The 21,028-nt window shown below is 73.2% G+C and carries 21 protein-coding genes, 1 tRNA gene and 1 riboswitch; of the genes, 20 read left to right on the top strand and 2 right to left on the bottom strand.

The window, feature by feature from the left end; translation table 11 throughout:
* Positions 1–20 precede the first annotated feature (20 nt).
* Entirely contained in the window at positions 21–761 is a 741-nt protein-coding gene (locus WFH32_RS04250) for an NAD(P)H-dependent oxidoreductase (protein ID WP_191794330.1), read from the bottom strand.
* 67 nt (positions 762–828) lie between these two features.
* On the opposite strand from WFH32_RS04250, the gene WFH32_RS04245 reads away from it, so the two are divergent.
* The 19 genes from WFH32_RS04245 (at position 829) to WFH32_RS04155 (ending at position 18,800) form a co-directional block, all read left to right on the top strand.
* Positions 829–1,449, top strand: coding sequence for a TetR/AcrR family transcriptional regulator C-terminal domain-containing protein (locus WFH32_RS04245; RefSeq protein WP_336706309.1), 621 nt, complete (start codon positions 829–831; stop codon positions 1,447–1,449).
* 131 nt (positions 1,450–1,580) lie between these two features.
* A complete protein-coding gene (locus WFH32_RS04240) occupies positions 1,581–1,787 on the top strand; it encodes a dodecin family protein (RefSeq protein ID WP_056651409.1) in 207 nt (68 codons plus the stop codon).
* A gap of 219 nt (positions 1,788–2,006) precedes the next feature.
* Positions 2,007–2,315 carry a 50S ribosomal protein L21 gene (gene rplU, locus WFH32_RS04235; protein WP_191789147.1) on the top strand — a complete coding sequence of 103 codons (309 nt, stop codon included), beginning with the start codon at positions 2,007–2,009 and terminating at the stop codon, positions 2,313–2,315.
* A gap of 74 nt (positions 2,316–2,389) precedes the next feature.
* Entirely contained in the window at positions 2,390–2,647 is a 258-nt protein-coding gene (gene rpmA / locus WFH32_RS04230; RefSeq protein ID WP_030151568.1) for a 50S ribosomal protein L27, read from the top strand.
* Between the two features lie 90 nt (positions 2,648–2,737).
* On the top strand, positions 2,738–4,261 hold the full coding sequence (obgE, locus tag WFH32_RS04225; RefSeq protein WP_336706308.1) for a GTPase ObgE: 1,524 nt from the start codon (positions 2,738–2,740) through the stop codon (positions 4,259–4,261).
* Positions 4,262–4,506: 245 nt separating this feature from the next.
* Positions 4,507–5,649 carry a glutamate 5-kinase gene (gene proB, locus WFH32_RS04220; RefSeq protein WP_191794327.1) on the top strand — a complete coding sequence of 381 codons (1,143 nt, stop codon included), beginning with the start codon at positions 4,507–4,509 and terminating at the stop codon, positions 5,647–5,649.
* 164 nt (positions 5,650–5,813) lie between these two features.
* A riboswitch (SAM riboswitch) is annotated at positions 5,814–5,925 on the top strand.
* Between the two features lie 297 nt (positions 5,926–6,222).
* Positions 6,223–7,875 (top strand): ABC transporter substrate-binding protein, encoded by a 1,653-nt coding sequence (locus WFH32_RS04215; RefSeq protein ID WP_336706307.1) that lies wholly within the window; start codon positions 6,223–6,225, stop codon positions 7,873–7,875.
* Positions 7,876–7,986: 111 nt separating this feature from the next.
* Positions 7,987–8,937, top strand: coding sequence for an ABC transporter permease (locus tag WFH32_RS04210; RefSeq protein ID WP_191794325.1), 951 nt, complete (start codon positions 7,987–7,989; stop codon positions 8,935–8,937).
* 19 nt (positions 8,938–8,956) lie between these two features.
* Complete coding sequence (locus WFH32_RS04205) at positions 8,957–9,961, top strand: ABC transporter permease (RefSeq protein WP_191794324.1); 1,005 nt, start codon at positions 8,957–8,959, stop codon at positions 9,959–9,961.
* Positions 9,958–11,652, top strand: coding sequence for a dipeptide ABC transporter ATP-binding protein (locus WFH32_RS04200; RefSeq protein WP_191794323.1), 1,695 nt, complete (start codon positions 9,958–9,960; stop codon positions 11,650–11,652). Before WFH32_RS04205 ends, WFH32_RS04200 begins: the two co-directional genes overlap by 4 nt.
* Positions 11,649–13,106, top strand: coding sequence for an MFS transporter (locus tag WFH32_RS04195; protein WP_336706306.1), 1,458 nt, complete (start codon positions 11,649–11,651; stop codon positions 13,104–13,106). The genes WFH32_RS04200 and WFH32_RS04195 overlap by 4 nt, the downstream gene beginning before the upstream one ends.
* Before the next feature lie 80 nt (positions 13,107–13,186).
* Positions 13,187–14,188, top strand: a complete 1,002-nt coding sequence (locus WFH32_RS04190; protein ID WP_191794321.1) for an aldo/keto reductase — start codon at positions 13,187–13,189, stop codon at positions 14,186–14,188.
* Between the two features lie 59 nt (positions 14,189–14,247).
* On the top strand, positions 14,248–15,603 hold the full coding sequence (locus WFH32_RS04185) for a glutamate-5-semialdehyde dehydrogenase (protein WP_336706305.1): 1,356 nt from the start codon (positions 14,248–14,250) through the stop codon (positions 15,601–15,603).
* 112 nt (positions 15,604–15,715) lie between these two features.
* On the top strand, positions 15,716–15,871 hold the full coding sequence (locus WFH32_RS04180; protein ID WP_164984101.1) for a hypothetical protein: 156 nt from the start codon (positions 15,716–15,718) through the stop codon (positions 15,869–15,871).
* A gap of 26 nt (positions 15,872–15,897) precedes the next feature.
* Positions 15,898–16,503: a nicotinate-nucleotide adenylyltransferase gene (gene nadD, locus WFH32_RS04175; RefSeq protein WP_191794319.1), complete on the top strand. Its 606-nt coding sequence runs from the start codon at positions 15,898–15,900 to the stop codon at positions 16,501–16,503.
* Positions 16,500–17,525, top strand: coding sequence for a hypothetical protein (locus WFH32_RS04170; RefSeq protein ID WP_336706304.1), 1,026 nt, complete (start codon positions 16,500–16,502; stop codon positions 17,523–17,525). The genes nadD and WFH32_RS04170 overlap by 4 nt, the downstream gene beginning before the upstream one ends.
* Before the next feature lie 29 nt (positions 17,526–17,554).
* Positions 17,555–17,992, top strand: a complete 438-nt coding sequence (gene rsfS, locus WFH32_RS04165; protein WP_138824025.1) for a ribosome silencing factor — start codon at positions 17,555–17,557, stop codon at positions 17,990–17,992.
* Positions 17,989–18,669: a histidine phosphatase family protein gene (locus WFH32_RS04160; protein WP_191794317.1), complete on the top strand. Its 681-nt coding sequence runs from the start codon at positions 17,989–17,991 to the stop codon at positions 18,667–18,669. The genes rsfS and WFH32_RS04160 overlap by 4 nt, the downstream gene beginning before the upstream one ends.
* A 58-nt stretch (positions 18,670–18,727) precedes the next feature.
* Positions 18,728–18,800 (top strand) — tRNA-Ala (locus WFH32_RS04155).
* A 185-nt stretch (positions 18,801–18,985) separates the two neighbouring features.
* Here the strand turns inward: WFH32_RS04155 and WFH32_RS04150 are convergent.
* A complete protein-coding gene (locus WFH32_RS04150) occupies positions 18,986–19,222 on the bottom strand; it encodes a hypothetical protein (protein ID WP_191794316.1) in 237 nt (78 codons plus the stop codon).
* Between the two features lie 242 nt (positions 19,223–19,464).
* Between WFH32_RS04150 and WFH32_RS04145 the strand changes: the two genes are divergently transcribed.
* Positions 19,465–21,027 (top strand): Re/Si-specific NAD(P)(+) transhydrogenase subunit alpha, encoded by a 1,563-nt coding sequence (locus tag WFH32_RS04145; RefSeq protein ID WP_191794315.1) that lies wholly within the window; start codon positions 19,465–19,467, stop codon positions 21,025–21,027.
* The last annotated feature ends 1 nt before the right edge of the window (position 21,028 follow it).

The following is a 21,028-nucleotide window of genomic DNA, read 5'->3' as shown; positions in this document are numbered from 1 at the left end:
GCTGGGGGTGTCGCGGGCCGTCAGGCGGCGGGGCGTGCCGCGGGCTCGTGCTCGGCAACGCCTCGCACGGCCGCCGGTCGTGCGGCGGTCCGGCGGGCCGCGCGGTCGCGCGCCCGGTCCGAGGGCTCGGGGAGGCTCGCGAACCGGCGCTCGAGCGCCGTGAGCCACCGTGCCCGCCGGGCCGGGGAGACCTCGGCGACGCGGGGGTGGTTGACCCAACGGACCCGTGGCACGCCGAGCTGGCCGAAGACCCCGCGGGCCACGACGCGGTGCACGGGGGCGCCGAACCACAGGCGGTAGAGCGGCCCGGGGGTCGTCATGGTCGTCACGAGCGTGACGCCCGAGAGCCCGAGCGTCCCCTGGAGCGTCCCGACCCGGCTCTCGGTGTACGCGAAGCCGGGGACCAGGACCTTGTCGAAGAAGCCCTTGAGGCGTGCGGGCATGACCTCCCACCAGACGGGGTGGACCAGGACGAGGTGGTCGGCCGCGGCCAGGCGTCCTTGGTACTCGGCGGCCCGGGGGTCGACGGTCCGTCCTTCGCGCCACGCGCCCAGGTCTGCGCGTCGGACCACGGGGTCGAAGTCGTCGAGGTCGAGGTCGATCACGTCGACGTCGTGCCCGGCGCTCGTCGCACCGCGGATCGCCGCGGCGGCGAGCGCCCGGCTGTAGCTGCCCTCGTAGGGGTGGTCGATCACGATCAGGACGCGCACCGGAGTCTCCTTAACGTTGTTCAATCTAACAACGTTAGAGTTGCTGAACATTGTTAAGGTGTCAAGGTGAGGGCGTGCGGCCGACCCGTGGCCGCCGACGATCCGAGGAGGTCGGGCGATGGCCGAGCGGCTGGACCGGGAGCGTGTCGTGCGCGCGGCGCTCGCGCTGCTCGACGAGGTCGGTCTCGACGGGCTGACCCTGCGCAGGCTCGCCCAGGACCTCGGCGTCAAGGCGCCCGCGCTCTACTGGCACTTCGCGAGCAAGGCCGACCTGCTCCACGAGATGGCCGCCACCATGCTGCGCGACCTCGTCGACGGCGAGGCCTGGGACGAGGCGACCGTTGCCGGGTCGCCCTGGCAGGACTGCGTGCGCGACTCCGCGACGAACCTGCGCCGCATGCTGCTCGCGCACCGCGACGGCGCGCGCGTCTTCAGTGGCACCCTCGTCACGGACGAGGCGCTGCGCGACGCGGTCGAGGTCCCGCTGGGCATCCTCGCGTCCGCAGGCTTCGCGCCCGACGACGCCGCGCGCGCCTGGGGGACCGTGCTCAGCTTCGTCCTGGGTTTCGTCGTCGAGGAGCAGGCGGTCGGTGGTGCGGGCGCTGACGACGTCGACGGTGTCGGAGGTGTCGGAGGTGTCGGAGGTGTCGGTGATGCTGACGGCGCCCGCGGCTTCGACGAGCGGTTCGGGTTCGGCGCCGACGTGATCGTCGCGGGGCTCGCGGCGCGGCTGCGCTGACGTCGAGCGGCGCTTCGGCACGGCCGACGCACGGCTCGGCGGCCGCGCACTGGCGCGCCGACGCCCCGCGGGGGATCGTGGAGGGGTGCGCGGACGCGACGAGGCGTCCGCCCTGGACGGCGGAGGACGTCATGAGCGGCTCGGTAGCGCGCATCACCCAGATCAGTGCACGGTCCGACGTGAGCTTCGACGACGCGGTGAAGACCGGGATCGAGAGGGCGAGCGAGACGCTGCGCAACCTCACGGGCGCGTGGGTCAAGGAGCAGAAGGTCGAGGTCAGGGACGGGAAGATCGTCGCCTGGCAGGTGGCGCTCGAGGTCACCTTCGTCCTCGACTGACGGAGGTCCGGGCGGGCGCGTCGGCTTGACCCGTGGAGGGGAGGGCGGCTATTTGACCCTGCCTCCGAGATTCCCGTACCCTTGAACGTCGGTGCGCTCGGTGCGCACTGGTCCCGTGTGCCCATGGTCCGGTCGCACTCGCACGCCACGGTGTGTTGAGTCCTGCCAAGACGACCAGACATGGCGAGCACGCCAAGACTAGAAGAGATGAGCAACAACGTGGTGTACGCGATCGTCAAGGCCGGTGGCCGCCAGGAGAAGGTGTCCGTCGGCGATATCGTCGTCGTCGACCGTCTGTCGGCTGGTGCCGGACAGTCCGTCGAGCTTCCTGCGATCCTGCTGGTGGACGGGGAGAAGGTGACCCACGACGCTGCGGCGCTCGCGAAGGTCAAGGTCACTGCTGAGGTCGTCCGGGACGAAAAGGGCCCGAAGATCACGATCCTCAAGTACAAGAACAAGACCGGCTACCGCAAGCGCCAGGGTCACCGTCAGCAGCTGACCCGCCTCAAGGTCACCGGCATCAAGTGACTTCCTCGGTGGCTCGTGAGGGCCGCCGCAGGTGATCCCACCCCCTCTTCTTCCAGCACGAAAGCAGGTTCGACATGGCACACAAGAAGGGCGCGAGCTCCTCGCGCAACGGTCGTGACTCCAACGCCCAGCGCCTCGGCGTGAAGCGCTTCGGTGGCCAGGTCGTCAGCGCCGGCGAGATCATCGTCCGCCAGCGCGGCACCCACTTCCACCCGGGCAACAACGTCGGTCGCGGTGGCGACGACACGCTGTTCGCCCTGACCGCCGGTGCGGTCCAGTTCGGTACGCGCCGCGGGCGCAAGGTCGTCGACATCGTCTCGGCCGAGGCCTGATCCACGACGCAGCACGCTTGACAGGAGGGGCGCACCGACGCGGTGCGCCCCTCCTGGTGTTCTTCCCCCCTGCTTGAGAGGACCATTTCCATGGCCACGTTCGTCGACCGCGTCGTCCTGCACGCCTCCGGCGGTGACGGCGGCAACGGTTGCGCCTCCATCCGCCGGGAGAAGTTCAAGCCGCTCGCCGGCCCTGACGGCGGCAACGGGGGTGATGGTGGGACCGTGCGGATCGTCGTCGACTCCCAGACCACGACGCTCCTCGAGTTCCACCACTCGCCGCACCGCCACGCGACCTCCGGCACCCAGGGCATGGGCGACCACCGCGCGGGCGCCAACGGCGGGGACCTGATCCTGCGCGTGCCCGACGGCACCGTGATCAAGGACACGGACGGCAACGTCCTGGCCGACCTCGTCGGCGAGGGTGCCGAGTACGTCGCCGCCGCCGGTGGCCGGGGTGGCCTCGGCAACGCCGCGCTCGCCTCCCAGCGCCGCAAGGCGCCCGGCTTCGCGCTGCTCGGCGAGCCCGGCGAGGAGGCCGACTTCGTCCTCGAGGTCAAGTCGATCGCCGACGTCGCGCTCGTCGGTTTCCCGAGCGCCGGCAAGTCCTCGCTCGTCGCCGCGATCTCCGCGGCCCGGCCCAAGATCGCCGACTACCCGTTCACGACCCTCGTCCCCAACCTGGGCGTGGTCCAGGCGGGCGACTCGCGCTACACGGTCGCCGACGTCCCCGGCCTCATCCCCGGCGCGAGCCAGGGCAAGGGGCTCGGCCTCGAGTTCCTGCGCCACATCGAGCGCACCGCCGTGATCGTGCACGTGCTCGACTGCGCGACGCTCGAGCCCGGTCGTGACCCGATCTCCGACCTCGAGGCGCTCGAGGCCGAGCTCGACGCCTACGCGGGCGACCTCGACATCGAAGGGGCCCGGCTCCCGCTCAACGAGCGCCCGCGCCTCGTGGTGCTCAACAAGATCGACGTGCCCGAGGCCCGCGAGCTCGCCGAGCTCGTGCGCCCCGACCTCGAGGCCCGCGGCCTGCGCGTCTTCGAGATCTCGACCGCGAGCCACGAGGGCCTGCGCCCCCTGACGTTCGCGCTCGCCGAGCTCGTCGACCAGGCTCGCCGTGACGCCCCGGCTCCCGCGCCGGCGCGCACGATCCTGCGCCCCAAGGCTGTCGACGACGCGGGCTTCACCGTGACCCGCAAGGGTGGCGCCGAGACCGGCTTCTACTACGAGGTCCGCGGCTCCAAGCCCGAGCGCTGGGTCCGCCAGACCGACTTCTCGAACGACGAGGCCGTGGGCTACCTCGCGGACCGTCTCGCACGCCTCGGCGTCGAGGAGAAGCTCTTCAAGGCCGGTGCCGTCGCGGGCGACGAGGTACGCATCGGTTCGGACAAGAACGCTGTCGTGTTCGACTGGGAGCCCACGCTCATCACGGGCTCCGAGCTCCTCGGCGGCCCGCGCGGCTCCGACCTGCGGCTCGAGGACACCTCCCGCCCCACGCGCTCGGACAAGCGTCGCGAGTACACCGAGCGCATGGACGCCAAGGCCGAGGCCCGTGCCGAGCTGTGGACCGAGCGCGAGTCCGGTCACTGGACGGACCCCGACCAGGACTGACCCCGTACGGGTCGACGGGTCGTCGACATCGCACGTCCGCCCACAGGGCGGGTACGGCCCTCGGGTCGTGCCCGCCCTGCGGCGTCCCCGGGTGGTGCCGACCCTGCGGGCGGGCGAGACGAGCGCCCGGAGGGGAGCGGCGTCGTCGGGCCGGCGGGGGAGCAGGTGCCCACGCCCTCCCACCGTGAGGTGTCACACGCTGAAACGGCGCCCCGTCCGGGCGCCCGGCGCGGGATGATGAGCCCGTGAATGCGCTCTCCGCACGCTCCCAGGTCGCCACGGCCCACCGGGTCGTCGTCAAGATCGGCTCCTCCTCCCTCACCGGACCGGACGGGCACCTCAGCGTCCCTGCCCTCCACGCGCTCGTCGACGTGATCGCGGCCCGCCACGCAGCGGGCGGGCAGGTCGTGCTCGTGACGTCGGGGGCGATCGCCGCGGGGATCGGACCGCTCGGCCTGAGCGCACGACCTCGCGACCTCGCGACGGCCCAGGCCGCGGCCTCGGTGGGCCAGGGCCTCCTCGTCGCCCGCTACGCCCAGGCGTTCGCCGAGTACGGCATCCGCGTGGGCCAGGTGCTCCTCACGGCCGAGGACACCATCCGCCGCGGGCACTACCGCAACGCGCAGCGCTCGCTCGAGCGTCTGCTGGACCTGGGGATCGTGCCGGTCGTCAACGAGAACGACGCGGTCGCGACGGACGAGATCCGCTTCGGTGACAACGACCGCCTCGCTGCCCTGGTCTCGCACCTGGTCCGCGCCGACGCGATGGTCCTGCTGACCGACGTCGACGGCCTGTACGACGGGCCGCCCTCGCGCCCCGGCACCCAGCGGATCCGCGAGGTCCGGTCCGCGCTCGACCTCGAGGGCATCGAGGTCACCGGCCGCGGCAGCTCGATCGGGACGGGCGGCATGCTCACCAAGCTCGAGTCGGTGCGCATCGCGACGGGCTCGGGCATCCCGGTCGTCCTGACCAAGGCCGCGCACGCCGAGGGCGCCCTCGCGGGGCGCGAGGTCGGGACGTGGTTCGCGGTGACCGGCAAGCGCACGACGCGCCGGCGCCTGTGGCTTGCGCACGCCGCCCGCACGCGCGGGCGCCTCGAGCTCGACGAGGGAGCGGTCACCGCGGTCCTGGGCGGACGCGCGTCGCTGCTGCCCGCGGGCGTGGTCGGCGTCACGGGCGACTTCGACGCCGGCGACCCCGTCGAGCTCGTCGCGCCCGACGGGCGCGTGATCGCGCGCGGCCTCGTCGCGTTCGACTCGAGCGACATCCCGGACCTGCTCGGGCGTTCGACGCACGAGCTGCGCGACAGGCTGGGCGAGGGGTACGACCGGGAGATCGTGCACCGCGACGACCTCGTGCTCGTGGGGCGCAAGCGCAAGGCGTCCTGAGCGCGGCTCGTCGCGGCCGACGCGCCCCTCGCGCGCCCCCTGACGGGGCCCGCCGACCCCGACCCGGGTCGACGGGCCCCGTCTCGCGCTCCCGGCGTCTCAATGCGTGGGACGGCGCTCTCACCCCTTGACTCCTCGCCCCCGGGAGGCTTTCCTGTGCGGCAGGTGAAGAGCGCCAGCGCCAAGACCCGGCTCGCTGGCCAGCAACCCTTCGACGTGACGGGGTGCTCCGGGTGGTACCTGACCGCGACCCGTCGGGCGCGGTAAGCACACGGAGGAACGGGCGATGCGCGCACTCGGGACGGAACAGGAGCACGACCGCAGGGCGGTGTGCCGCCTCGGCGGAGCCAGACCCCTCGCGCCCTGTTGTCGCTGACACGTTGCTGAACCCCCGCTGCACCTGACGCACGGCCGACACCCCGCGTCCCCCCTCCGCCGTCCCCTCGACGGCTCCCCACCGCCGCTCGCCGTGAGCCCGGCGTCGATCCGACGCACCCACGGTCCGTCGGCGACCCCTCAGCGCCCCGGCACTGCCGGTCCGACGGCGCGCACGACCGAAGGAGCACCTCTCGCATGTCCCTCTCGACCTGGCCCTCGGGCCCCGGCGGCCGTACGGCCCCGTCCCGCCGCGCGCTCGCCGCGGCCTCCCTCGCCGCGACGGCGCTCCTGCTCGGGGCGTGCGGCACCGGTGGCGGCAGCACGGCGGACGGCACGTCCCCCGGTCCGACGGCGGAGCCCGTCCCGGGCGGCAACCTCACCTTCGCGGTCACGGTCGACTCGCACTGCATCGACCCGCAGCAGGTCGGGAACAACGACGCGATCGCCTCGGCCCGTCAGACCGTGGCCTCGCTCACCGCGCAGGACCCGGACACGGGGGAGATCCTGCCGTGGCTCGCCGAGAGCTGGGAGGTCGACGCGGACGCGACGAGCTTCACGTTCACGCTCCGGGAGGGGCCGACGTTCGCCGACGGCACGCCGATCGACGCGGCCGCCGTCAAGACGAACTTCGACAAGATCGTCGAGCTCGGGGCAGCGGCCTCGCTCGGCTCGGCCTACCTCGTCGGGTACGAGGGGACCACGGTCGTGGACCCCCGCACCGTGCGGGTCGACTTCTCAGCCCCCAGCGCTCAGTTCCTCCAGGCGTCCTCGACCTTCTCGCTCGGTCTGCTCTCGCCCGCGTCCGCCGCGCTCAGCGTCGAGGACCGGTGCGCCGGGAAGTTCGTGGGCTCCGGGCCGTTCGCGGTGAAGTCGTACACGTTCGACCAGGAGGTCGTGCTCGAGAAGGTCGCCGGCTACGACTGGGCCTCCGGGGCCGACGACCACACGGGTGAGGCGTACCTCGACACCGTGACCGTGAAGTTCGTGCCCGAGGCCAGCGTGCGGACCGGCAGCCTGCTCTCGGGCCAGATCGACGCGACCGCGGCCATCAGCACGGTCGACCTGCCGCAGTTCGACGGCAACGGCTTCTGGCTCGCGTACCGGGCGAACCCGGGCGTCGTCTTCAACCTCTTCCCCAACGAGTCGCGACCGCTCGCCGCCGACCCCGCAGTGCGGCAGGCGATCAGCAAGGGCATCGACCGCGAGGAGATCGCTGCGACCCTGCTGACCCCGCAGGACGAGCCCGCGACGAGCGTGCTGTCGCACTCGACCCCGCTGTGGGCCGACGTCTCGGACGACCTGGCGTACGACCCGGACGGTGCGGAAGAGCTCCTCGACGACGCCGGCTGGGTCAAGGGTGCCGACGGCGTGCGGGTCAAGGACGGACAGCGGCTGTCCACCACCGTCACGTTCTGGCAGGTGGCCGAGCCGCTCGAGCTCGTCCAGCAGCAGCTCGCGAAGATCGGTGTGGACCTCCAGCTCAAGCAGGTCACGGTCGCCGAGTCCACCGAGCTCAAGAAGTCCGGAGACTTCGACTTCGACTACTACAACCTGACGCGCTCGGACCCCGACGTGCTGCGCACGATCTTCTCGGCCAACGCGCGCAACATCAACAAGCGGGCACCCGAGGAAGTCGACGTGCTGCTCGATCGCTCGGCCGCGTCGACCGACCCGGCCGAGCGGCAGGAGCTCGTGACCCAGGCTGCGCGTCTCCTGGTGCAGGAGGGCCACGCGATCCCGGTCTACGAGCTCTCGACGACGATCGCGGCGGCCGACACGGTCCACGGCCTGGGCTTCGAGGCGTCGACCCGCCTCGACTTCTACGGCGCCTGGGTCCAGCAGGACTGAGGTAGCGGCTCGGCGGGACGCGTCGCGTGTCCCGCCGAGCCGGCGCTCCCGCGACCGATCCGTCCAACCGCGCGTCACGACCTGCACGTCACCACCCGAGAGGAGCCGACCATGGGCCGGTACATCGCCCGCCGCCTGGGGCAGGGAGGCTTCGTCCTCTGGGCGGCCTTCACGATCTCCTTCTTCCTGCTCTACGTCCTGCCGAGCGACGCGGCCTCGATCAAGGCCGCCGGAGCCGACGGCGATCTCTCGGACCCCGAGCTCGTCGCGCGCCTGCGTGCCGAGCAGGGGCTCGACCGCCCTGTCCTGGTCCAGTACGCGCACGGTCTCTGGGGCGCGCTGCACCTGGACTTCGGGCGCTCCTTCTCCTCGGGGGCGCCCGCCACGAAGCTCCTGGCCGAGGCCCTGCCCCCCACGCTGCAGCTCACGGCCCTCGCGCTGGGTCTCGCGCTCGCCGGGGGAGCGGCGCTCGCGCTCGCGAGCACCTACCCGCGTGCCCGCTGGCTCCGGCACACGCTCACGTCGCTGCCTGCCCTGGGCATCTCGTTGCCGACGTTCTGGGTGGGGCTGCTCCTGCTCCAGTGGTTCTCGTTCGAGCTGAGGCTGTTCCCCGCCATGGGGAACGAGGGCTTCGAAAGCCTCGTCCTGCCGGCGTTCACGCTCGCGATCCCCGCGAGCGCCGCGTTCGCGCAGGTTCTCTCGCGCAGCCTGCGCCAGACCCTGGCCGAGCCCTACGTCGAGACCGCCCGGGCCAAGGGGGCGGGGCGGGCCCGCGTGCACTTCGGTCACGCCCTGCGCAACGCCTCCATCCCGGCGCTCACGGTGCTCGGGGTGACGGTCGGGGGGCTCCTGGCCGGTGCGGTCGTGACCGAGACGGTCTTCTCCCGGGCCGGCGTCGGTCGGCTGACGGTGACCGCGGTCAACCAGCAGGACGTGCCCGTGGTCCAGGCGATCGTGGTCTTCTCGGCCGTGGTCTTCGTCGTCGTGACCCTGCTGGTGGACCTGCTCTACCCCGTGCTCGACCCCCGGATCACCACCCGCCAGCCCTCCGCCGCGGCGTGAGGGCACGGAGGAGGACATCATGACCGCACGACTCGACACCTACACCGTCCCGGAGACGCTGCCCCCGGACGTGTCCGCGCCGGACGGGCCGGACGCGCCGGCCGGGCCCGATGCGCCGCACGCGCATGCGGCCCTCGCCGGCCCGGCCCCGCTCGAGGCCGCGCACCGGCGTACCAGGGGAGTGCGCTCGTCGGCGCGCACGCTCGGCCGGTCGGGGCTCGCGGTGCTGCGCCGCCCCGGCCTGCTGCTCGCGGTGCTGTTCCTGCTGCTCGTGGTCGCGTGGGCGCTCGCGCCGGGCGTCTTCGCGGCCCAGGACCCGATCACGGGGGTCCCGACGGACCGCCTGCAGGCGCCGAGCGCGGAGCACCTGTTCGGCACGGACCACCTGGGTCGCGACGTGTACGCCCGGGTCGTGCACGGCTCGTGGCTGTCGCTGAGCGCGACCGTGATCGCGGTCGCACTGGGACTGTCGGTCGGCTCGTTGCTGGGCCTGCTCGCAGGCTTCCTGCGGGGGTGGGTCGACGACGTCGTGGGGCGTGTCGTCGACGTGCTGCTCGCGGTGCCGAGCCTGCTGCTCTCGCTCGCGATCATCACGGTGCTGGGGTTCGGCACGGTCAAGGTGGCGATCGCGGTCGGCATCACGACGATCGCGGCGTTCGCGCGCGTGATGCGTGCGGAGGCGCTGCGGACGTCGTCGACGACGTACGTCGAGGCCGCCCGTGCGTCGGGCGTGCGCTGGTACACGGTGCTGCGCCGTCACATCCTGCCCAACTCGGCGGGCCCGGTGGTCGCGCTGACCGCGCTCGAGCTGGGGTCGTCCGTCCTCGCGATCTCGGCCCTGAGCTTCCTGGGCTACGGGGCCGCGCCGCCGACCCCGGAGTGGGGCGCGCTGGTGTCCGGCGGCCGCGACTACCTCGCGTCCGCGTGGTGGCTCACGACGCTGCCGGGGCTCGTGATCGTCGCGGTCGTGCTGTCGGCCAACCGCATCTCCCGATCGCTCGAGAAGGACGGAGAGGACCGATGAGCGTCCCCGTGCACGACGACGTCCTGCTGGACGTCCAGGACCTGCGCGTCGGCTACCGCACGACGGCGGGAGGTGACGCGCCCGCCGTCGACGGGGTCTCGCTCCAGGTCCGTGCGGGCGAGGTCGTCGCGCTGGTGGGCGAGTCGGGGTCCGGCAAGAGCACCACGGCCCACGCGGTCGTCAACCTGCTGCCGCGCGGTGGTCGCCGCACGTCGGGCACGATCCGGTTCGGCGGCCAGGACCTGACCGGGCTGAGCGAGGGCGAGTGGCGCGAGGTGCGCGGGCGCAGGATCGGCCTGGTCCCGCAGGACCCGACCGTCTCGCTCAACCCGGTCCAGCGCGTGGGCGACCAGGTCGCGGAGGTCCTCGTGATCCACGGCCTCGCTCGTCGTCGCGAGGCGCGCAGGCGCGCGGTCGACCTCCTGGAGAAGGCGGGCCTCGACGACCCGGCCGCTCGCGCCAGGCAGTACCCGTCGCAGCTCTCGGGCGGCATGCGCCAGCGCGTCCTCATCGCGATCGCGATCGCCGCCGGGCCCGACCTGGTGATCGCCGACGAGCCCACGAGCGCGCTCGACGTCACGGTCCAGCGCCGCATCCTCGACCACATCGAGCTGCTGCGCTCGACGCTCGGCACGGCGGTGCTCCTCATCACGCACGACCTGGGGGTGGCCGCCGACCGCGCCGACCGCATCGTGGTCCTGCGGCACGGCCGGGTCGTGGAGGAGGGCCCCGCGCGCAGCGTCCTCACGGACCCGCAGCACCCGTACACGCGCGAGCTCATCGCGGCCGCGCCGAGCCTCGCGAGCACCCGCCTGGGGTCGGGGGCCGCCGTGCTTCCCACGTCACGGCCAGCCGCCGGGCCCGACGACGGCACGCAGGTCGCGTCGTCGGCCCCTCTGCTCGAGGCGCGGGGGCTGCGCAAGGAGTTCCCGCTGCCGCGCGGCGCCGCGGCGCGCTCGCTGGTCGCGGTCGACGACGTGAGCTTCGACCTGCACGCCGGGCAGACGTTCGCGCTCGTGGGCGAGTCGGGCTCGGGCAAGAGCACGACGGCGCGCCTGGTGCTGCGCCTCGAGCAGCCGACGGCCGGTTCGCTGTTGCTCGACGGGACCGATCTCACGGCGGCCCGCGGCGAGGAGCTGCGCAGGCTCCGTCGACGGTTCCAGGTCGTCTACCAGAGCCCGTACGCGTCGCTCGACCCGCGCTTTACGGTCGAGCAGATCGTCGAGGAGCCGCTGCGCGCGTACAAGGTGGGGGACGCCCGCGCGCGCCGGGCCCGGGTGCGCGAGCTCGTCGACCAGGTCGCGCTCCCGGCGACCGCGCTCGGACGGGGGCCGCGGGAGCTGTCGGGCGGGCAGCGTCAGCGGGTCGCGATCGCGCGCGCCCTGGCGCTGCGTCCCGACCTCGTGGTCCTCGACGAGCCGGTCTCGGCGCTCGACGTCTCGGTCCAGGCCCAGATCCTCGACCTGCTGAGCGCGCTCCAGGCCGAGCACGGGCTGGCGTACCTCTTCATCTCGCACGACCTCGCGGTGGTCCGGCAGGTCGCCGACCACGTGGGCGTGATGCACCGGGGGCGTCTCGTCGAGACGGGGACGGCCGACCGGATCCTCCTCGACCCGCGCGAGGAGTACACGCGCGAGCTCGTCGCGGCCATCCCCGGGCGACGCGCGCTCGCGGACGCCGGGACGCCGTGACCGCCGAACGCTCTCGAACCCCGCTCCAGACCCGTGTCCTGCTCGTCTGCCTGGCCACGGGCTTCACGACCCTCCTCGACTCCGCGGTCCTCACGGTCGCGGCGCCCGCGCTGCGCGACGGTCTCGGGGCGAGCACGGCCCAGCTCCAGTGGATCCTCGCGGGATACTCGCTGACGTTCGGGATCGCGCTGGTGCCTGCCGGGCGTCTGGGGGACCGGTACGGGCGCGCGTGGTTCCTCGTGACCGGGCTGGTCCTGTTCGCGCTCACGAGCGTCGTGAGCGCGAGCGCGCAGGACGCGGACGTGCTGGTCGTGGCCCGCCTGGTCCAGGGGATCGGGGCGGGCATGGCCAACCCGCAGGTGATCGGGCTCCTCCAGGACCACTTCGCGGGCCCCGCCCGTGCGCGCGCCCTGGGTGCCTATGCGTCGACCGGGGCGTTCGCGGCCGTGATCGCGCCGCTCGTCGGCGGGCTCGTGCTCGCCGTGGCGGGGCCGACGGGCTGGCGGGTCTCCCTGGTGCTCACGCTCCCGTTCGCGCTCGCCGCCGCGGCGCTGTGCGTGCGCTTCGTACCTCGCACCGGTCGACGGCCCGGAGGGGCTCCTGGGCTCGACCCCGTGGGCCTGGTGCTCCTCACCGTGACCGCGATCGGCCTGCTCGTGCCGTTCGTCCTGCCCGGTTCGTCGACGGCCCGCGCGCCCTGGGTGGGCGTGGCCGTCGTGGGTGCGGCAGCACTGTTCGGGTGGGAGAGACGGCACGCCCGCGCGGGCAGGAGCCCGGTGCTCTCGCCCGAGCTGCTCCGGGCGCCGGGGTTCGCGCTCGGCTGCCTCGTCGCGACGTGCACGTTCGGCTCGGCGCTCGGGTTCTCGGCCATCCTCATGATCTACCTCCAGGAAGGGGCGGGACTCACCCCGTTCGAGGCGGGGCTCGTCACGACCCCGGGCGCCCTCGCGTCGGTCGTCGCGGCGAACCTGTCGTGGCGGCTCGTGCGACGGTTCGGGCGGGCCGGCGTGAGCGGCGCGATCGCCGCCAAGGTCCCGGTCGCGGTCGCGATGTTCGTGGCCGTGCTGCTCCTGCCGGACCGGTTCGTGGTGGTGAGCCTCGTCGTCGGGCAGGTGCTGACCGGGGTCACCGGCGGCCTGAGCATGTCGACCAACCAGGCCCTGACGCTCGACCGGGCCCCCGCCGGGCAGCACGGCGTCGCCGCCGGGATGCTCCAGGTCTCCCAGCGGGTCTCGGCGACCGTGTGCATCGCCGGGATGACCGGGGCGTTCGTCGGGGGCGTCGCGACCCGGGGGTACGACGCGGCGCTCGCGGGCGCGATCGCGGCCACCGCGCTCCTCGCGGTGGCGGCCACGGCGTGCTCGGTGCTCGACGACGTGCTCGCGCGGCGCCGTCGGGCCGCGCCGTCGCCTGCCGAGGCCCCTGCGACCGAGGCCTCCTTCCAGCCTGCGTGACCCCGGCCCTCCTTCTCGCGATGTGAGAGAGGTGGGGAAAGGGGTTGCCACGGGGGCCGCGGGGTGATCGGGTGCGTGCCATGAGCCTTCCCACCCGCACCCTCGGCGGCGCTGCGCCCGCCGGCCCGCTCGTCGTCTCGGCGATCGGCTTCGGCGGCATGTCCGTGACCGACGCCTACGGTGCGGCCGACGAGCGCGAGGCGACCGACACCCTGCACGCGGCCCTCGACGCGGGTGTCACGCTGTTCGACACGGCCGACGTCTACGGTGACGGTCGCAACGAGGAGCTGCTCGGGCGGGTCCTCGGGCCGCACCGCGACGCCGTCGTGATCGCGTCCAAGCTGGGTCTCCCGCCTGCCGGTGGGCACCCCGACGGGCGGCCCGTCGACGGGCGTCCCGCCTACGTGCGCCGCGCGATCGACGCGAGCCTGAGCCGCCTCGGCACGGACCGGCTCGACCTCTACTACCTGCACCGCGTGGATCCCCAGATACCGGTCGAGGACACGATCGGTGCTCTCGCCGAGCTCGTCGCGGCGGGCAAGGTGCTCCACGTCGGGCTCTCGGAGGCCTCCGCCGAGACGGTCCGCCGCGCGCACGCGGTGCACCCCGTGACCGCGGTCCAGAGCGAGTACTCGCTGTGGACGCGCGACCCCGAGGACGAGGTGCTGCCCGCGCTCACCGAGCTCGGCGTCGGGTTCGTGCCGTTCTCGCCGCTGGGACGCGGCATCCTCACCGGGACGGTCGACGGGACAGAGGGCTTCGCGGCCGACGACGTCCGGCGAGCCCACGCTCGCTACCGCGGCGAGGACTTCGCGCACAACCGGTCGCTCGTCGCGCGCCTCGAGGAGGTCGCGGCGTCGCTCGAGGTGACGACGGCGCAGCTCGCCCTCGCGTGGCTCCTCGCGCAGGGGGAGCACGTCGTGCCCATCCCCGGGACCAAGCGCCGGACGTACCTCGAGCAGAACGTGGCCGCCGCGCGCGTACGCCTGAGCGCGGACCAGGTCGAGGCGATCGGCGCGCTCTGGCCGCGGGACGACGTCCGCGGGCAGCGGCACCCCCAGATGGAGCTGCTCGGCGGATGACCGCGGTCAGCCGTCGGACGCCGCAGACAGGCGCGGCGCGTGCGTCGTAGGCTCGTCGCATGACCGCGCTCAGCCCCGCCTCCGACCTCGACCAGCCCGCGACCACCGTCACGGGCGCCCCGCAGGCGAACGACCCCACGGCCCCCGCGCCGTCCGTCGCCCGCGACGTCGAGGACACGGCTCGTCGCGCCAAGACGGCCTCCCGCACGCTCGCGACCGCGACGCGAGCCACCAAGGACGCCGCGCTGCACGCGCTCGCCGACGCCCTGGTCGCGGCCACCGAGGAGATCGTCGCGGCCAACGCGGAGGACCTCGAACGCGGACGGGAGAACGGCACGTCCGCCGGGCTCCTCGACCGCCTCGCGCTCACGCCCGAGCGGATCGTCGCGATCGCCGACGCGTTGCGCGAGCTCGCCGCGCTGCCGGACCCGGTCGGCGAGGTCGTGCGCGGCTCGACGTTGCCCAACGGCCTGCGCCTGCGCCAGGTGCGTGTGCCCATGGGGGTCGTCGGCATGATCTACGAAGCACGCCCCAACGTGACCGTGGACGCCGCGGGCCTCGCGCTCAAGAGCGGCAACGCCGTCATCCTGCGCGGTGGCTCGGCCGCCGCACGTTCGAACGAGGTGATCGTCGAGGTCCTCGGGCGCGCGCTCGCGGCCCAGGGGCTGCCCGCGGACCTCGTCCAGTCGATCGACCGGCACGGGCGCCCCGGCGCTGTCGCGCTCATGCACGCGCGCGGCCTCGTCGACGTGCTCGTCCCGCGCGGGGGAGCGGACCTCATCCAGACGGTCGTGCGCGAGTCCACGGTGCCGGTGATCGAGACCGGCGTGGGCAACTGTCACGTGTACGTCGACGCGTCGGCCGACCAGGCCAGCGCGCTGGAGATCCTGCTCAACTCCAAGACCCAGCGCGTCGGGGTCTGCAACGCCGCCGAGACGCTGCTCGTCCACGCCGACGCCGCGCCGCAGTTCCTGCCCGCCGCGCTCACGGCCCTCGACGGGGCCGGTGTCGTGCTGCACGGCGACCCCCGGACGGCCGAGCTCGCCCCCGACGGCATCGAGATCCTCGCCGCGACCGACGACGACTGGGCCCGCGAGTACCTCGCGCCCGAGATCGCGGTGCGCGTCGTCCCGGACCTGGACGCCGCGCTCGAGCACATCCGGACCTGGACCTCGGGGCACACGGAGGCGATCGTGACCCGCGACCTGGCCTCCTCGGAGCGGTTCGTGGCCGAGCTCGACTCCGCGGCGATCATGGTCAACGCCTCGACCCGGTTCACCGACGGCGCGCAGTTCGGGCTCGGTGCCGAGATCGGCATCTCGACCCAGAAGCTCCACGCGCGCGGCCCCATGGGTCTCGCGGAGCTCACGACGACCAAGTGGGTCGTGCACGGCGACGGCCACGTGCGGCCCTGATCACATGCTGCTCACCGTCCTGCACGACCGTGAGAGACTGGACGACGATCAGCGCCCGGCGCCGATCACCCGCTGACCACGTACCACGCTCAAGAACCCGTAGGAGGACATCGTGCTCGCTGCTGCCGCACAGGTTGCCCAGGAGAACGCCGAAGCCGTCACCCACCTCCCGATCCCGCCCGTCGGGTTCGGTGTCGTCGCCTTCGGTGTGCTCGTCGGCCTGCTCCTCGTGACCTACGCCTTCCGTAGCGTCGGTACCCGCCACTGACCCCGGCCCTGGTGGATCCTTCGGAGATGACGGCGAGCAGGCGGCCCCGGCTCGGGGTGATGGGTGGCACGTTCGACCCCATCCACCACGGCCACCTCGTCGCTGCGAGCGAGGCCGCGGCCCGCTTCGAGCTCGACGAGGTCATCTTCGTCCCCACCGGCAAGCCCAGCTTCAAGCAGCACCAGAAGGTCACCGCACCCGAGCACCGTTACCTCATGACGGTCATCGCGACGGCCTCCAACCCGCGCTTCACCGTGAGCCGGGTCGACGTCGACCGCCCGGGGCTCACCTACACCGTGGACACGCTGCGCGACCTGCGTGAGCAGCGACCCGAGGCGGACCTCTACTTCATCTCCGGCGCCGACGCGATCGAGCAGATGCTGACCTGGAAGGATGCCGACGACCTCTGGAAGATGGCACACTTCGTGGCGGTCTCCCGTCCGGGGCACCGGCTCAGCGTCGACAGCCTGCCGCCCGGGGTCGTCTCCACGTTGGAGATCCCGGCGCTCGCCATCTCGTCGACCGACTGTCGGCAGCGGGCGGAGGCCGGCCAGCCGGTCTGGTACCTGGTGCCGGACGGAGTCGTCCAGTACATCGCGAAGCACGGCCTGTACAGAGGATCAGCATCATGAGTGATCAGCACGGGAGCATGCAGCCCGTCCGCCCGTTGACGCGCCGAGAGATCCGCGAGCGTGAAGCCGCGGCGGCCGAGCAGGCGGCAGGAGCTGCGCCGTCCGCACCAGGCGGCTACGCACCGCCGCCGGCCCAGGCCCAGGCCCCGGCAGGCCCACCGCCGTCGAGACGGTCGATGCGCGACGTGTCCGCACCGACGCCCGCCGACGGGCACGCGACGCAGGCGCCTGTCGTCCGACCGCCCTCGATGACGGGCGGCATGCGTGGCGTCGACGAGACCGGTCGGCTCACGCCGATCCAGGAGACGGCCGAGCGGGTCGCGATCCGCCCCGCGCAGACCCCGCCTCCCGGGATGACGCCCCCGGTCCGCCAGAGCATGCGGGCCCCGTCGACCTCCCCGTCGCCCTTCGCGACGTCGACGCGACCGCCGGTTCCGGAGCCGGCGCCCCAGAACGCGCCGGCGCCCTTCCCCCCGGCGCAGCCGTCCTCGCCCTTCCCGCCCGCGCGGGAGTCGGTGGCCTCGCGTACCCCGGCACCCGAGACGCCGCGTGCCGCCGCGACCCCGGCCCCCGCCCCCGCGGCGCTGCCCTGGGAGCAGAGCACGCCGAGCGGGCTCGCGCAGCAGTCCCCGGAGCCCACCCGCGCCGCCCTCCCGTGGGAGACGCAGGCGTCGGCCCCGAGCCAGCAGCCAGCACCGGCCTCCCCGTTCCCGGGGGCGCCGAGCGCCGGTTCCCAGGGACCTGACGAGGCCTCGCCGTTCCCCCTCGCCGGGAGCGCCCGCCAGAGCCCTGCGGCTCGTGGCGCGGACGACGACGAGGACGACGCGGTCGACGAGCGGCCTCCCGGGCACGCGTACACCTGGCTGCACTACCTGATCCTCATCGCCGTGGCCTTCGTCCTCGGACTGCTGATCTGGAAGCTCCTCCTGGGCGAAGGGCCGAGCATCGCCGAGCCCGCCGCCCCGGTCGGCATCGAGGCGCTGGCCTCGAGCCCCACGTACCACCACGGCCTGTCCTCCTGACAGGCCCCGAGACAAACACACGGAGAGTCGTGACTGCAACGGAACGCGCTGTCGAGCTTGCGGTGATCGCGGCTCGCGCCGCATCGGACCGCAAGGCCGAAGAGATCATCGCCCTGGACGTCAGTGAGCAGCTCGTGCTCACCGACGTCTTCCTGATCGCCTCGGGGACGAGCGAGCGGCAGGTGTCCGCGATCGTGGACGCCGTCGAGGAAGAGCTGCACAAGGTCGGGGTCAAGCCCATCCGCCGCGAGGGCAAGTCGGAGGCTCGCTGGGTCCTGCTCGACTTCGGCGACATCGTCGTGCACGTCCAGCACTCGGAGGACCGGGTCTACTACGCGCTCGAGCGCCTCTGGAAGGACTGCCCCGTCATCGAGCTGCCCGAGGACGCACGAGGCGGAGACGGGTCCTCGTCCGAGGACGCCGTGTCCGACGGCTCGATCCACCTCGCGGAGGACGCGCAGGCGTGAGCGCTCGTACCGTCGTCTTCCTGCGCCACGGGCGCACCGAGTACAACGCGGCCATGCGCCTCCAGGGGCAGGTCGACATCCCGCTGGACGCCGTGGGCCACTGGCAGGCCGAGCAGGGGGCACGGTCGCTCGCGGCCGCGCACGCTGCGACGGTCGTCGTCGCCTCGGACCTGACGCGGGCTGCCGAGACCGCTGGGTACTACGGGAAGGCGACGGGCCTGCCCGTCGCGCTCGACGAGCGTCTGCGCGAGCGCGGGTTCGGCGAGTGGGAGGGCATGACGGGCGAGGAGCTCGCCGAGCGCTGGCCCGACGAGTACGCGGCGTGGCGCCGAGGCGAGGAGCCGGCACGAGCGGGGGCCGAGTCACGGGCCGACGTCGCGGCCCGCATGGTCGAGGCCGTCGCCGAGCATGCCGACGCGCTGGGCGAGAAGGACACGCTCGTCGTCGTCTCGCACGGCGCGGCGATCACGTTGGCCATCACGGCCATGCTCGGTCTGGACCCGACGAGCTGGCGGGGGATCTCCGGGTTGAACAACGTCCACTGGTCGCAGCTCCAGCGCTCGGGGGCCAACGCGCACCCGGCGTGGAGGCTCGTCGCGCACAACGTCGGGGCCGACTTCTCGCTCGACGAGTGGGCGTCCGGACCCGATTGGATTTTCCAGCCGACTTCGGCATAAACTAGCGATGCTTCCGAGGGGGAAAACCTCACGGAAGCACGGGGCCAGCAATGGTTCTGGGGCTGTGGCGCAGCTGGTAGCGCACCTGCATGGCATGCAGGGGGTCAGGGGTTCGAGTCCCCTCAGCTCCACCCGACACGAAGGCCGTCTCCCACGAGGGAGGCGGCCTTCGTCGTTCCCCGGCGACTCTTTTCACCCGTTACAGGTCGAATGTGTCGCACGTCACCGGGTGGGTGATTCGCCCCCTCGCCGACCGTCCACGGGCTCACCGGTGCCGCAGAGGCGCGGAGGGACGGGCCGAGCAGGCTCTACCGGGTCACCGCCGTTCGTTGCCCCGACGGTAGTTCCCGGTCGCTCGCGCCAGGAGCTGCTGCGTCCGGTCCGCGTCGGCGGTCTCCAGAGCGGCGATCAGCCGTCCGGCCCGGGAGCCGGAGATCGTCGCCACCAGCCGCCCGCCCCGGTAGGCCAGGACGGTCCCGGACGCCGTGACCCGATGGTCGAAGGGGTCCTCGACGAGTCGCCCGCGTGCGTCGGGTGGGCCGGAGGCACTCATCTCGCGACCCTAGCCAGCAGCGAGCGGGAGGCGCCAGGTGATTGGCGCCGTCGGGCGGGGCGGCTGCGGCGCTGGTGAGACGGGTGCTCCCGTCCGAGACGGGTCTCCGGGCCGCCGGCGCACGCACCCGTCTCGCACCCCGGACCGTGATCCGCGTGGACGACATTCGTCCACGATGCGTGCCTTGCGGCGGATCCTTTGCCGTACCGATACCGTGCAGCCATCCGAGCAAGGAGGTCAGCATGCGCATCGGCGTGCCCAGAGAGACCCGTCCCGGCGAGCGGCTCGTCGCCGCGACGCCCCGTACGGTGGCCCAGCTCGTGGGCCTCGGGTACGACGTCGTGGTCGAGCACGGCGCCGGTGAGCGCGCGAGCTACCCCGACGAGGCGTACGCGGAGGCGGGCGCGAGCCTGGGCGACGCGACGCAGGCGTGGGGAGCGGACGTCGTCACGGCCGTCAACAGCCCGTCGGCCGAGCAGGTCGCCTCGCTGAGCGAGGGCGCGACGCTGGTCGCCATGCTGGCCCCCGGTGCGAACGAGGCCCTCGTCCAGGAGCTCGCGGACCACGGTGTCACCGCCCTGGCCCTTGACGCCGTGCCGCGCATCTCGCGCGCCCAGTCGCTCGACGTCCTCAGCGCGATGTCCAACGTCGCGGGGTACCGCGCGGTGATCGAGTCCGCGGAGGAGTACGGCGGCATGTTCGCCGGCCAGGTCACCGCGGCAGGCAAGACGGCGCCCGCGACCGTGTTCGTGATCGGTGCCGGCGTCGCAGGTCTCGCCGCGATCGGTACGGCCGCGAGCCTCGGCGCGCAGGTGCGCGCGTTCGACGTGCGGCCCGAGGTCGGCGAGCAGATCGAGTCGATGGGCGCCGAGTTCGTCCAGGCCGAGGGCGCGCGCCAGGAGGTCAGCACCGACGGCTACGCGAGCGCGCTGACCGCCGAGCAGGAGCGCCTGACGGCGCAGATGTACGCGGCCGAGACGGCGCGCGCCGACATCGTCGTCACGACGGCCCTGGTGCGGGGCCGCGCGCCGCGCACCATCAGCGCCGAGATGGTCGCTGCGATGCGGCCCGGCAGCGTGATCGTGGACCTCGCGGCCTCGGGCGGCGGGAACTGCGAGCTCACGGTGCCGGGGGAGCGCGTCGTCACCGAGAACGGCGTCGTGATCCTCGGGTACACCGACCTCACGAGCCGCATGCCCAAGCACACGTCGCAGCTCGTCGGGACGAACATCGTCAACCTGCTCAAGCTCCTGACCCCGGGCGGCGCCGGACAGGTCGTGCTCGACCTCGACGACGAGGTGCTGCGCGGCATGACGGTCGCGAGGGCCGGCGAGGTCCTGTGGCCCCCGCCTCCGGTCGCGGTCTCGGCCGCGGCCCCCGCGGCTCCGGCAGCAACGGTGGTCGACGAGGCCCAGGCCGCGCTCGACGCGGCGACCGCGCTGGACGCCGCCCGACGGCGTGGCACCCGCCGAGCGGTCGGCTACGCCCTGGCCGCGGTCCTGGCAGCGCTCGCCATCACGTTCTCGCCGCCCGCGTTCGTGGGGCACTTCACGGTGTTCGCGCTCGCGGTGGTCGTGGGCTACTACGTGATCTCGAACGTGAGCCACTCGCTGCACACCCCGCTCATGGCCCAGACGAACGCGATCTCCGGGATCATCCTGGTCGGCGCGCTCCTGCAGATCGGCGACTCGAGCTGGGTGGTCACCACGATCGCCTTCGTCGCGGCCGCCCTGGCCTCCATCAACATCTTCGGTGGGTTCCTCGTGGCCTACCGCATGATCGGCATGTTCCGGAAGGAGGCCTGAC

It is taken from the genome of Oerskovia sp. USHLN155 (assembly GCF_037145535.1).
Taxonomy (GTDB): domain Bacteria; phylum Actinomycetota; class Actinomycetes; order Actinomycetales; family Cellulomonadaceae; genus Oerskovia; species Oerskovia rustica.
Note: the sequence above shows the minus strand (reverse complement) of the source record. Positions and strands in the feature narration are given on the sequence as shown.